This window comes from Streptomyces sp. NRRL B-24085, assembly GCF_001282115.1.
Classification (GTDB): domain Bacteria; phylum Actinomycetota; class Actinomycetes; order Streptomycetales; family Streptomycetaceae; genus Streptomyces.
On sequence record NZ_LJBR01000019.1, the window covers coordinates 1 to 12,126 of the forward strand.

The 12,126-nt window shown below is 69.0% G+C and carries 6 protein-coding genes and 1 pseudogene; 2 read left to right on the forward strand and 5 right to left on the reverse strand.

Annotated features, from left to right (window positions below; all coding sequences use genetic code 11):
• Positions 1 to 483, forward strand: a pseudogene (locus tag AOJ26_RS02360) (hypothetical protein); the annotation flags it as partial.
• Positions 484 to 649: 166 nt separating this feature from the next.
• Here the strand turns inward: AOJ26_RS02360 and AOJ26_RS02365 are convergent.
• Positions 650 to 2,341, reverse strand: coding sequence for a glycosyltransferase (locus AOJ26_RS02365; RefSeq protein ID WP_053846465.1), 1,692 nt, complete (start codon positions 2,339 to 2,341; stop codon positions 650 to 652).
• Between the two features lie 895 nt (positions 2,342 to 3,236).
• On the opposite strand from AOJ26_RS02365, the gene AOJ26_RS02370 reads away from it, so the two are divergent.
• On the forward strand, positions 3,237 to 3,809 hold the full coding sequence (locus tag AOJ26_RS02370; RefSeq protein WP_053846466.1) for a dihydrofolate reductase family protein: 573 nt from the start codon (positions 3,237 to 3,239) through the stop codon (positions 3,807 to 3,809).
• A 372-nt stretch (positions 3,810 to 4,181) separates the two neighbouring features.
• Here AOJ26_RS02370 and htpG read toward each other — a convergent pair whose 3' ends face one another.
• The 4 genes from htpG to AOJ26_RS02390 form a co-directional block, all read right to left on the reverse strand.
• Entirely contained in the window at positions 4,182 to 6,086 is a 1,905-nt protein-coding gene (gene htpG / locus AOJ26_RS02375) for a molecular chaperone HtpG (RefSeq protein ID WP_053846467.1), read from the reverse strand.
• Positions 6,087 to 6,495: 409 nt separating this feature from the next.
• The gene (locus tag AOJ26_RS02380) at positions 6,496 to 7,578 is read right to left on the reverse strand and encodes a lytic polysaccharide monooxygenase (RefSeq protein ID WP_053846468.1); all 1,083 of its coding nucleotides are present in this window, start codon (positions 7,576 to 7,578) and stop codon (positions 6,496 to 6,498) included.
• Between the two features lie 100 nt (positions 7,579 to 7,678).
• Positions 7,679 to 9,889 (reverse strand): glycoside hydrolase family 6 protein, encoded by a 2,211-nt coding sequence (locus tag AOJ26_RS02385; RefSeq protein ID WP_053846469.1) that lies wholly within the window; start codon positions 9,887 to 9,889, stop codon positions 7,679 to 7,681.
• A gap of 41 nt (positions 9,890 to 9,930) precedes the next feature.
• On the reverse strand, positions 9,931 to 12,126 hold a 2,196-nt coding region (locus AOJ26_RS02390; protein WP_063790215.1), incomplete at its 5' end, for a glycoside hydrolase family 3 N-terminal domain-containing protein.

A 12,126-nucleotide genomic window follows, 5' to 3' on the forward strand; every position in this document is an offset into this window, starting at 1 on the left:
ACCGTACAGGCCGATGCCACCCATGACGGTGCGATGGCCGACATGTCGGCCATCGGTCCGGTGCTGAGTCCCGACGGTTCCAAGGTCGGTTTCAACTCACGGGCCACCAACCTGGTTCCGCAGGCCGATCCGAACGGCGGCTGGAACGCCTTCGTCCGTGACCTGCGCACCGGCACGCTCCAGCGGTACGACGGCCACTCCCCCACGGATCTCACCTTGGTGTCGGACCTGTCGGTGCACGGCTCGAAGCTGCTGCTGAACACCGCGGACGCGGATGGCAGGTCGCTGGGGCTGATCCTGCGCGATCTGCGCACCGGACACGAGGAGTTGCTGTCACCGGGACAGGACGGCAAGCCCGTCACCGTGGGGCGCGCGGCGCTGAGCGCGGACGAGTCGACGGCCGTGTTCGACTCCTACTACCCGGGACTGGTGCCCGAGGACACGAACCTGATCGGGGACGTGTTCGTCCGCACCCTGCGCTGAACCGTCAGTCACCGCCCGCAATGGCGCAGCTCCAGGTGCCAACCCTGGCAATCTGTGAAGGCCCTCTGTCCTACGGTGACGTGCGGCTGCGGAAGACCACCTTCTTCACGGCCGGGGTGAGGTTGTTGCAGCGAGCAGCTCTCGGTCATCCACGCAGCCGCGACTGCTATGGCCGGCCGCCGCTCCAGGGATCCGCCTTGCGTGCCAGTTTCTTTGCCCGGCCGCGGACGTCCGGCGGGAGGCGGTGCAGGACCGTGCGGGCCGCCCGGCGGAGGGGTGGAGCCGAAGTGGTGCGCAGGTACAGGTGGTGTGGAAGTGTGGCTCGGCCTGGTGGGCGGACGGAGAGGCGGAGTTGGCCCTCCGGACCGTCCCAGGCCGGGATCACCAGGTGGGGCGGGGTGCCGATCCTGGCCGAGCCGAAGCTGAGACCGGCTTCGGGGCCTGCACCGCGCGTTGTGTGTGTGACGCGTGCTCTGCGGCCGACGCCCAGGAGTTGGGCGCTGGCCCACACGATGTGGGTGCCGGGTTCCATGGGGCGCCCGCCGGCCAGGGTGAGGGGGTCGATGGGTGTCTCGCCGGTGAGTACCACCCGGTGGCGTCGGTCGCCGAGTGGCTGGGTGCGCGGGGTCAGGTCGGCATCCGGGTACCACCACAGGTTGCGGGCCGTGTCGTGGACCAGGAGTTCGCCGTGGGCGTGGCCCAGCGGGTGCGGGGCCTCCCAGCCCTCGGCGCCCTTGATGCCGGCCAGCAGGTCGGGATCCAGGAGCATCCGGCCGTAGCGCTCGACCAGGGCGAGGGGTTCACCGTCACCGCGGCGCATGCCGAACGTGGTGGTCACGTGCAGCTTCCCGTCGCGCCAGCGGATGTCGTCGACGGTCAGCTCGGGCCTGATGGTCCGGGTGCGGCGGGCCAGTTCCACGAGGGAGTCCAGATGGCCCTCCTCCAGCAGGTGCGCCCGCAGCCGGGTCAGGGCGGGCAGGCCGCCTCGGACCCCGGGCGGGTAGGCCTCCAGCGCCATCCGGCGCACCACGTCGAAGTAGCGTTCCAGATCTTTGCCGGTGCGCTGCAGGGCGCGCGGCTCGCCCACCGGGCGCAGGAGTTCCACGCGGTAGGAGCGGCGCAGCAGATGGTCCTGGAGCGGGCCGGGAGGGGTGTCCTGCTTGATGGCTTCCACGACCGTGCGCAGGTGGCCGTAGTAGTCCTCGGGGGTGCTGGCGCGGCTGCTGGTGTTGCCGCCGTCCTCGCGGCGGTTCCAGATGTAGCAGGGATGGTCGGCGACGATGGACACCGTCTTGGCCCGCACATAGGCGCGGGCCATGAACAGCTGGTCCTCCAGCCGCACCGGACCCTCGGGAAACCTCAGGTCATGGGCGAGCAGGAAAGCGCGGCGGAACATCTTGTGCGGGGTCAGGCTCTCCATCAACGGCGCGTCCTCGACCGTGCAGCGCTCCACGGTGCGTTTGAAGACGTTGCTGGGGCCCGCCATGGTGCCGATGACCTTGCCCAGCACAATGTCCGAGCGGTTGCGGTCGGCCATCCGGTGCAGGACCTCCAGGGCCTGAGGGGTCAGCTCGTCGTCCTGGTCCACGAACTGGACGTACTCCCCGCGCGCCTCCCGGACCCCGACATTGCGGGGCTTGCCCGGCCAGCCGGAGTTCTCCTGGTGGATCACCCGCACATGCGCGTACTCGGCGGCCAACTCCTCCAGGCGCTGCGCGGAGCCGTCGGTCGAACCGTCATTGACATAGACGATCTCGTACGCGTCCTCCCCCATCGTCTGGCCTAAGAGTGACGGCGCACACAAGTCGATATAGCGACCCGCGTTGTACACGGGCACCACGATGCTCACCTTGAGCATGAACGCTCCCCCAAACCGAGACAACGGACCACGTGTCTCGTTGCGCTGTGGACGTTCCGTTCCGACTCTCGCGAAGGCTGTCTCATCCGCAGCAATGGGTGACCGCCTCCGGGAGTGCTTCCTGTTCAGTACAGTTTCAGTACGGTTTCAATACGGCGCCGGCGCCGCGTACTGGGTCGTGATCAATGAGTACCGCAGCTTCGAGGCAGGCGCCCCCTTCTACTGACCCGACTGCGGTACAGCCCGGCGATCTGCGGCTGCGTGGCGCGGGCGCGAACGACCAGGAGCGACGGCCAAGAGGGCCGTGGGGACCGAGGACCCCGGCTGCGTGCCCGCCGGGAAGGTGTGCCAGAGGATGGCGAGCCGATCCACCAGGAGTTCCGTCCTCCGCTCGGCATTCTCCGAGGGCAGCCCGCCGCCCGAGCGGAGCAGAATCGCCCGTGCGTGGGACGCCGAGATCGAGGCGATCTACGTCGACACACACGGCGCGACTGTGGTCGCGTTCGCCTTCACCGACCCGCTCGACTTCCGTCTGCCGTCGAGGCCGCCCGGCTTGGCTTCCGCAAGATCGGCACAGCGCTGGTCGCCCAACCCTTCGAGCAGGTCGCCCTCGCCCACTTCCCAGTGGTGCTACAAAGCTGACCCTTGCGGATGCAGGAGCGATCCAACAACCGGATCGACCGGCTGTCTGCTCAGGCGCACAGTCCAGCGCGGGGGTATTCCGCCTTTGAAGCGGCAGCCGTCTGGATCTCGCCCCGCCTCGACGACGATGGCTGCCCAAGAGGCAAGCAGGCTCACGTGAGCTGTTGCCGCCGCGATGGCCGATGAGTAATGCCGCCACGCCGGGTCTACAGCACAGTGGAACCAGTCTGGGTCGACACCACAGGAGGCCGAAGTGTCCGTATCAGTGCTCGACATGTCGATGTCACTCGACGGATATATCGCTGATCCCAACGATTTTCTGGGCGGCGACGACGGCGAACGACTGCACAAGTGGGCCGACCCGGAGGACGAGTCCGGCCGGCCGTCCGGGCCGGCCGCGCAATTCCAGGACGAATGGAACGCAGCCGGTGCGGTGCTCGCGGGACGACGCACTGCCGAGCTCATGGATCACTGGGGCGGTGATCACGGTGGTCTCCCGATCTTCGTGCCCAGTCACCGCCCGCCCGGCCCGGCCGCCCGTTGGGGCTATCCGTTGGTGACCTACGTGACCGACGGGATCGAAAGCGCGATGGCACAGGCCAAGGCAGCCGCCGGGGACAAGGACGTGCAGGTGCGTGGCGCGTACACGGCACAACGGGCGCTTGCGGCCGGGGTGCTGGACGAGGTGCAGATCCATCAGATTCCGGTGCTGCTCGGTGATGGCCGTCGCCTGTTCGACGTCTTGCCGTCGCAGATCGAGTTGGAGATCATCCGGGTGATCGACACGCCGGAGGCCACTCACATCCGCTATCGCGTCCTTCGCTGAGCCAGTCGTCCAGCACCTTCTTGCCTGTGTCAGGTCGAGGTGCGTTGTCATATCGGGGCACGTGTGCGGTGCGGTGCTGTGCCGGGAGGGATCGGGGCGGGTCCCCGTGACCCTGCTGGCCGCCGCCACCCTCATCACGGAGCGTCGGCGCTGGCGGTGGCTGATTTCCGCGCACTAGCTCCCGCAAGGTGATCCGAACGAAGGTCCCCAGCCCAGGCGTGGATGACGCCCCAGCCGGTGAGGGCGGGGGCGCCGCGTTGTGGTGACGACGGCGCACGCTTTCAGCAAGTGCCGTACGTGCTGACCAGACACAGCATGGGGAACCCCTGCGGCAGGGGGCACAGCCGTCGTGCCCCCTGCCGACCTCCCGGCTCAGCGGAGCGTGCGCTCCAGCCGTTCCGCCACCAGCTTGACGAACCGCGCGGGATCCTTGGGCTGTCCGCCTTCCGCCAGGACGGCGAGTCCGTGCAGGAGTTGGGCGGTCTCGGCGAGCTCCGCCCGGTCCTCCTGCTCCGCGTATGCCTGTTGCAGCCCACGGACGAGCGCGTGAGCGGGGTTGAGTTCGAGGATCCGCTTGGTGACCGGCACTTCCTGGCCCATCGCCCGGTACATGTTCTCCAGTGCCGGGGTGAGGTCATGCGCGTCGGAGACAACACATGCCGGTGAGACGGTCAGGCGGGTCGACAGCCGGACGTCCTTGACCTCCTCCCCCAGCTGCTCCTTCATCCACTCCAGCAGGCCCGCGTAATTTTCGTCCTGTTCCTGTCGTGCACTGTCCGACTGTTCGCCGTCCTGGACGTCGAGATCGATCTCGCCCTTGGCAACTGAGCGCAGTTGTTTGCCCTCGAACTCGCCGACGGCGTCGACCCACACCTCGTCGACGGGGTCGGTCAGCAGCAGGACCTCGACGCCCCGGGCCTTGAACACCTCCATGTGCGGGGAGTTCTCGAGGCTCTGCCGGGACTCGCCGGTCAGGTAGTAGATGTGCTCCTGACCGTCCTTCATCCGCTCTACGTACTGCTGGAGCGTCGTCGGCTCGTCGTGGCCCTCACGGGTGCTGGCGAAGGACGCGACAGCGAGGATGGCGTCGCGGTTGTCCGGGTCGCCGAGCAGCCCCTCCTTCAGCACGGCGCCGAACTCACGCCAGAACGTGGCGTACTTCTCGGGGTCGTTGGCCTTCATCTCCTTGACCGACGACAGGACCTTCTTGGTCAGCCGACGCTGGATCATCCGGATGTGGCGGTCCTGCTGGAGGATCTCCCGGGAGACGTTCAGCGACAGGTCCTGCGCGTCCACGACGCCCTTGACGAAGCGGAGGTACGGCGGCAGCAGCGCCTCGCAGTCGTCCATGATCAGCACGCGTCGGACGTAGAGCTGGAGCCCGCGGCGGAAGTCCCGGGTGAATAGATCGTGCGGGGCGTGGGCCGGGAGGAACAGCAGCGCCTGGTACTCGAAGGTGCCTTCGGCCTGGAGCCGGATCGTCTCCAGGGGGTCGCGCCAGTCGTGGCTGATGTGCTTGTAGAGCTCGTGGTACTCCTCCGCCGAGACCTCCTCGCGCGAACGTGCCCACAGGGCCTTGCGCGAGTTCAGCGTCTCCGGCTCGGCCGTCTCCTCGCCGTCGCCCGGCTGGGGGGCGAGGCGGATCGGCCACGTGATGAAGTCCGAGTACCGCTTGACGATCTCCCTGATCTTCCAGGTGGAGGTGTAGTCGTGCAGCTGGTTCTCGGGGTCGGCGGGCTTGAGATGCAGGGTGACGGACGTGCCTTGGGGCGCGTCCTCGACCTTCTCCAGCGAATACGTGCCCTCACCGCGGGACGACCAGCGCGTGCCGCTGCTCTCGCCGAGGCGCCGGGTCACCAGAGTCATCTCGTCGGCCACCATGAATCCGGAATAGAACCCGATGCCGAACCGGCCGATCAGCCCCTCCGCGCCGGCCTCGTCCTGGGCGTCCTCCAGTTCCTTGAGGAGGGCGGCCGTACCGGAGTTGGCGATGGTGCCGATCAATGTGCCGACCTCGTCGTACGACATCCCGATACCGTTGTCCCGCACGGTGAGGGTACGGGCCTTCGGGTCCACATCGATCTGGATGTGCAGGTCGGACAGGTCCACGTCGAGGCCGTCGTCGCGCAGGGCGGCCAGGCGGAGCTTGTCGAGCGCGTCCGAGGCATTGGAGACGAGCTCCCGCAAGAAGACGTCCTTGTTCGAGTAGACCGAATGGATCATCAGCTGGAGGAGCTGACGGGCCTCTACCTGGAACTCAAAGGTTTCGGTCGACATGGTGCGCGTGTCCCTCACAGGTCACTGAGTCGCGAAAAACGGGCAGCAGCTACTCTAAAACACCACGTCAGGGCGTTTCACATGGAAGTGACCGCTCGTCACACCTCAGTCCTGCCCGTCGATCCGGTCATCCACCCGCTGATGCGGTCGCCGCCTGCCGGGCGCAGCCGCAGTCCGTTGTCTGTGCTGATCAGCACTTCGCCCCGGGCGCCGCCGCACGCAGTGCGTTCTCGGCTCGGGTCGCGTCAGTGGCACCGCCGCGGGAGCCCACGAACGGCAGCGCGGGCAGCACGGCAACGCCGGAGGCACGAGGGCGATCGCGCCTACGCGTGGGCCGCCCCCGCCCGCTGAGCTGCGCGCACACGAGACGCCGGATCCCCGCGGGGAGCCGGCGTCTCGGCGGGGCTTGTTACGGAGTGACGCAGCCGATCGAGCCGACTGGATGGTTGTTGCCGGTGGAGGTGGCGGTGAAGCCGAAGGTCACGCTGCCGTCCGGGGCGACGGTTCTGTTGTAGTCGGCGTTTCTGACCGTGACCGTGCCGTCGGTCCCGGTGCTGAGCGTGCCGCTCCAGACACTGCTGATCCGGGTGCCGGTGCCCGGCTGCCAGCGCACGGCCCAGCCGTTCATCGGTGCCGTGTTGTGGTTCATCACCTCGACGGAGCCCTGGAAGCCGCCGTTCCAGGCGTTGGTCACCGAGTAGACGGCCATACAGCCGGTGTGCGGGTCGGTCGGGGTGGGGGTTGGCGTGGGCGTGGGCGTCGGGGTGCCGCCTGAGCCGCGGATGCCGGTCACCTCGCCGTTGCCGCCGTCGAAGACGATGTCGGAGCAGGAGAAGAAGTTCTCCTGGCTGTCCGAGCGCACCCACTGGATGAACAGCACCGCGTCGCCCGAGCGGCCCGAGGGCAGGTTCAGGTTCCAGTAGTAGTGACCGGAATCGGTACCCACCGAGCCCGACTGGGCCGGGTTGGTGACGGTCTGGATGAGCTCCAGGTCGCCCCAGCCCAGCGGGGAGCTGGGCGAGTAGCCGGGCTTCGACAGGTACACCCGGAAGTCGCCCGGGTGCGCCGCCCAGTTGCTGTACCGGACCTGCATGCTCTTCCCGGAGGTCAGATGCGTGCGGGGCCAGTCGGAGCGGGCGGCGTTGTAGCCGGTGAAGTTGTACGGGGAGCGGTCACCGGCGCTGCACAGCTTGCCGTCGGGTACGTAACCGGCGCCGCGGCCGCCCGCGTTGGAGTCGAGCACGGCGAACCAGTTGTACAGCGCCGTCGATCCGCTCTCGGCCAGCGCGGCCTTGCACGCGGGGTTCGTCGGGTCCAGGGCGCCGGTGCCGGTCTTGGCGTCCTGGTAGCACAGGTATGTCCGCGAGCCGGGCATCATCGCCACCCCGTGGGCCTGCGCGCTGCCCTGGCCGAGCAAGGCCAGCCCGAGACCGCCCAGCAGGGTGGCGAGCACCGCCGCCCAGGAGAGGAGTCGGTTTCTGCGTCGAACCATGGTGCCTCCTGTCGTTGCTTTGCTGTCCGCTGTGGAGCCCCCGCCCGCCCGGGGAAGAGGTCGCGCCGGGCGGGCGAGGGAGTGTGGGGAGGTGTGCGGATCAGGCGGGCGGTGCGCCCCAGGCCAGGGTGGTGCCGAGGTAGCCGGGGATTGCCGGGGCGTCGGTGTAGGAGGTGGCGGTGGCGCGGCTGTAGTCGCCGACCTCGTTGAACGCTGACCAGTCGGACTTGGCCATGCGCAGCTGGAGGTCACCGGTGTCCCGGCCCGCGGCCAGCGAGCCGGCGGAGAAGCCGACCTCCAGGTAGGCGTCCGCGCCCGCGACCGGGGTGCTCAGCGGGACGACCCTGAGCTTGACGTTGGAGCAGCCGACCGCGGCGTGGTCGCAGTAGGCGTTCACGGTCGGCGAGCCGCTGTCCCGGGTGAAGTAGTAGCGGGCGCTCACGCCGGTCAGGTCGAGAGCGGCGCTGCCGGTGTTGGTGATCCGCAGGCCGGGGCGGATGGCGTTGTCGGTGGCCGAGGAGTCGTTGTTCTTGTAGGCGACCTTGAGACCGCCCGTCGGGTCGGGGCCGCCACCGCCCGTTTCGGTGGTGACGCTCAGCGCGGCGGAGGCGGCGGAGACGTTGCCGGCCGCGTCACGGGCCCGCACCGTGTAGCTGTAAGCCGTGGCGGCGCTCAGCCCGGTGTCCGTGTACGTGGTGCCTGCGGTCGGCGAGCCGACCCGGGTGCCGTTGCGGTACACGTCGTACCCGCTTACGCCCACGTTGTCGGTGGACGCGGTCCAGGCCAGCGAGATGCTGCTCGCGGTCTTCGCGGTGGCCTGCAGTCCGGTCGGAGTGGTCGGGGCGGTGGTGTCACCCGGATCGGTGCCGCCCGTCGGCACCGCGGGGTAGGCGTTGCGCACCAGCATCGAGAACTGGCTGTGGAACCAGTGGCCGGCCAGCGGTGCGTCGGGCAGCGCCCCGGTCTTGTTGTTGCCGGCGTTGGACGCGGTGTAGTCGGGGTCGCACATCGGGTCCGCGCGCTTGCCCTCCTCATTGGGGATGTCCTTGCTGGCTCCGTCGGACTCCCCCGGCGGCTTGACCCACAGGAAGGCGTCGAGGTGCGAGTCGGGGTATCCGGAGGGCGTGGCCTGCGGCGGCTGTCCGAGCCCGGCTCCGCTCGCGTTGCACCACAGTCCACGGTGGGAGCGGCGGTCGGCCTTGGACTCGGTGACGTAGGTGTCGAGAGTGGTGCTGGTGCTCTCCGCGGTGGGCCGCGCGGCGCCGCCCCAGCCGTTACGGGAGGTGTCGACCACAAGGCCGGTGGAAGTGGGCCAGCCCGCCGAGACCAGAGCCCGGTGGACGTTCCTGGTGAAGTCCACCTCGTCGAAGTTGGGGTTCCACTCGTAGAACTTGCTCGACTTGACCATGTTGCCGCCGACCTGCTTGTCGGGGTTGGTCAGGAAGGGCTCTTCCAGCGGCGTGTAGTTGGCGACGTTGGTGATCAGCCCGTTGACGCTGTTCAGCCCGGCCGCGGTGCCCTTGGCCACCTCGGTGTACTGCTGCACGGTCTGGGTGAGGTTGTTGTCCCAGCCGAGCCAGCCGGAGTGCGCGTAGTCCAGGTAGGTGTACACGTTCGGGATGGCGTGCAGCTTGTCCAGGGCGTATCGGATGCCCTCGACGTAGATGCCGCTGCTCTTGGCCTGGGCGCACTCGGGGTCGGCGGTGTTGGTGACCAGGTTGGGCAGGCTGTCGGGCTCGACGACCGTGGTGATGCGGATGTCCTGGTACTTGGGATTCTTCATGACGTTCGCGATGACGTCGATGTACTCGGTCTTGTAGCGGTTCAGACCCGCCTGGGTGAGCGGGAGTTCGCCGCTGGAGGCGAGGGCGGCGCAGTCGCGTCCCGGCAGGTCGTACACCACGAAGGTGGCGGTGATCGGCTGTCCGGGCTTCTTCTGGGCGAGCGCCAGGTCGAGGTGGTCGGCCAGGCTCTTGCGGCCTGCGTTGGCGTCACCGCCGTGCACGGCCGCGATCCGGTCCAGCCAGACGGCGGTCGGATAGCTCTTGACCTTCTCCATCTTCGCCTTGAGCGTGGCGTCGGAGGTCTGCGCGATGGACGTGTCCACGTGCTCGGCGTAGTCGGGGTTGAGGTAGAAGCTCGCCCCCGCGAAGGGGTTGTCGACATGCGGTTCCGCCGCTGCCGCGGGCTGTCCCGCGATCTGGCCGGCCACCCCGAGCATCAGGGTGGCCAGGGCGGTGGCCAGAGCTGCCGACCGTCGTCGGCGCGTTCGCGGCAGCGAGGCGCCGTCGGCTCTGGTCGGGTGGGTCATCGTGCCTCCTCGGTGGTACGTGCGGGGTGCCGGTCGTACGTTCAGGAGCCGGTGCACTGGGGGGCGGGCGTGCCCGCACCGCCGTTGGCGGTGAAGCCGAACGAGGTGGTGGCGCCGGGTGACAGGGCGCCGTTGTGGGCGGCGTTACGGACGGTCGCGCGGCCTTGGGCCACGGTCAGGGAGCCGTTCCACAGACTGTTGACGGTGGAGCCGTTCAGGTCCCAGGCGACGGACCAGCCGGTGAGCGGGGCACTGCCGGAGTTCTTGACGGTCATCTCCGCCTGGTAGCCGCCGGACCAGGCCGAGACGACCTTGAACTGGGCGGTGCAGGCCTTGGGTTGGGGCTCCGGGTCCGGGTCGGGGTCAGGGTCGGGGTCGGTACCGTAGGTCAGGCCGTGCCCGTAGGCGTAGAGCGGGCTCTTGCCGTCGCCGTCGTTGATGGGCTGCTGGGAGGCGCTGCGCATCCACGTCATGGGGAGCTTGCCGGTCGGGGCGTGGTCGCCGAAGAGCACGTCGGACACGCCGGCGCCCTCGGTGCCGGGCAGCCAGGCCGCCAGCAGGGCGCGCCAGTCCGGCAGTTGGGCGGCGATGTCGAGCGGGCGCCCGGAGACCAGGACCACCACGACGGGCACACCGCTGGCCTTGAGCCGGCTGAGGGTCTGCAGGTCCTCCTGGTCCAGCCCCATGGAACCGGGCCGGTCGCCGTGCATCTCGGCGTACGGCGTCTCCCCGACCACCGCGACGGCGGCGGTGTAGCTAGCGTCGATGCCGTTGCCGTAGCGGTCGTAGGTGATCCGGGACGGGTCGCTCGCGGCGGCGCGAATGCCCTGGAGGACGGTCGTGCCCTCGGTGACGGGCCCGCTGCGGCCCTGCCAGCCCAGGGTCCAGCCGCCGCTCTGGTTGCCGATGTCATCGGCGGACTTGCCGGCCACGAACAGCTTGGCGTTCTTCGACAGCGGCAGGATCGCGCCGTCGTTCTTCAGCAGCACCTGCGACTGGCGCACCGCCTGCCGTGCCAGGGCCCGGTGCTCGGCGGAGCCCACGGTCAGGGTCAACGACCGGTCGGTGAGCGGTTTTTCGAACAGGCCGAGCTGGAACTTCTTGGTGAGGATGCGCCGGTTGGCGTCGTCGACGCGCGTCAGGGGGATCCGCCCGGCGCTCACCTCGCCGCGCAGCAGGGTGAGGAACTTCTTGTAGTCGTGCGGGACCATCACCATGTCGACGCCGGCGTTGACGGACGTGGTGATCTCGGCGCCGGTGAAACCGCTCTGCCCGTCCAACTGGTCGACTGCGGCCCAGTCCGAGACGACGAAGCCGGTGAAGCCCAGCTCGCCCTTGAGCACGTCGGTGACCAGGTACTTGTGCCCGTGCGAGCGCACGCCGTTCCAGCTGCTGTAGGACAGCATCACCGAGCCCACGCCCCGCCGTACCGCCTCCTGGAAGGGCGGCAGGTGGATCGCCCGCAGCTCGGTCTCGGACAGCTCGGTGTTGCCCTGGTCGACGCCTCCGGTCGTGCCGCCGTCGCCGATGTAGTGCTTGGCGGTGGCCAGTACCGACGCCGTGTCGCCGCCCAGGGTCGTGCCCTGCATGCCGGTGACGAACGTGGCCATGGCGGTGGGCAGTTCGGGCTTCTCACCGAACGACTCGTAGGTGCGTCCCCACCGGTCGTTGCGGGCCACGCACAGACACGGCGCGAAGGACCAGTCGATACCTGTACCGGCCACCTCCTCGGCCACCGCCCGTCCGACGCGCTGCACCAGCGCCGGGTCACGGGTGGCACCGAGGCCGATGTTGTGCGGGAAGAGGGTGGCGCCGCGCACCGCGTTGTGGCCGTGCACCGCGTCGATGCCGTAGATCATCGGGATGCTCAGCGGAGTCGTGAGGGCGGTGCGCTGGAGGGAGTCGTAGGTATCGGCCCAGGTCTGGGCGTTGTTGGGGCTGACCGTCGAGTCGCCGCCGGAGAGCACCGAGCCGATGCGGTAGGTGGAGAGGTCGGACTGCGGGACGAGCGCGTCCTTCTCGATCTGGGTCATCTGCCCGAGCTTGTCGTCGAGCGTCATCCGGGAGAGCAGATCGGTGACCCGCTGGGGCACCGGAAGGGAGGGGTCCTGGTACGGCAGGGCGACGGCGGCCGTGGCGAGCTGGGCGGGCGGGGCGGCGGCAAGAGCGGTCAGCGCCAGGGTCGCGGCGCACAGCGCAGCGACAAGAGCGGGGCGGCGGGTCCGGGAACGTAAGGG

Bases quoted from the DNA above. Each gene is read 5' to 3' on its own strand.
- AOJ26_RS02365 (WP_053846465.1), bottom strand. From the start codon at position 2,341: ATGCTCAAGGTGAGCATCGTGGTGCCCGTGTACAACGCGGGTCGCTAT.
- htpG (WP_053846467.1), bottom strand. From the start codon at position 6,086: ATGTCGACCGAAACCTTTGAGTTCCAGGTAGAGGCCCGTCAGCTCCTC.
- AOJ26_RS02380 (WP_053846468.1), bottom strand. From the start codon at position 7,578: ATGGTTCGACGCAGAAACCGACTCCTCTCCTGGGCGGCGGTGCTCGCC.
- AOJ26_RS02385 (WP_053846469.1), bottom strand. From the start codon at position 9,889: ATGACCCACCCGACCAGAGCCGACGGCGCCTCGCTGCCGCGAACGCGC.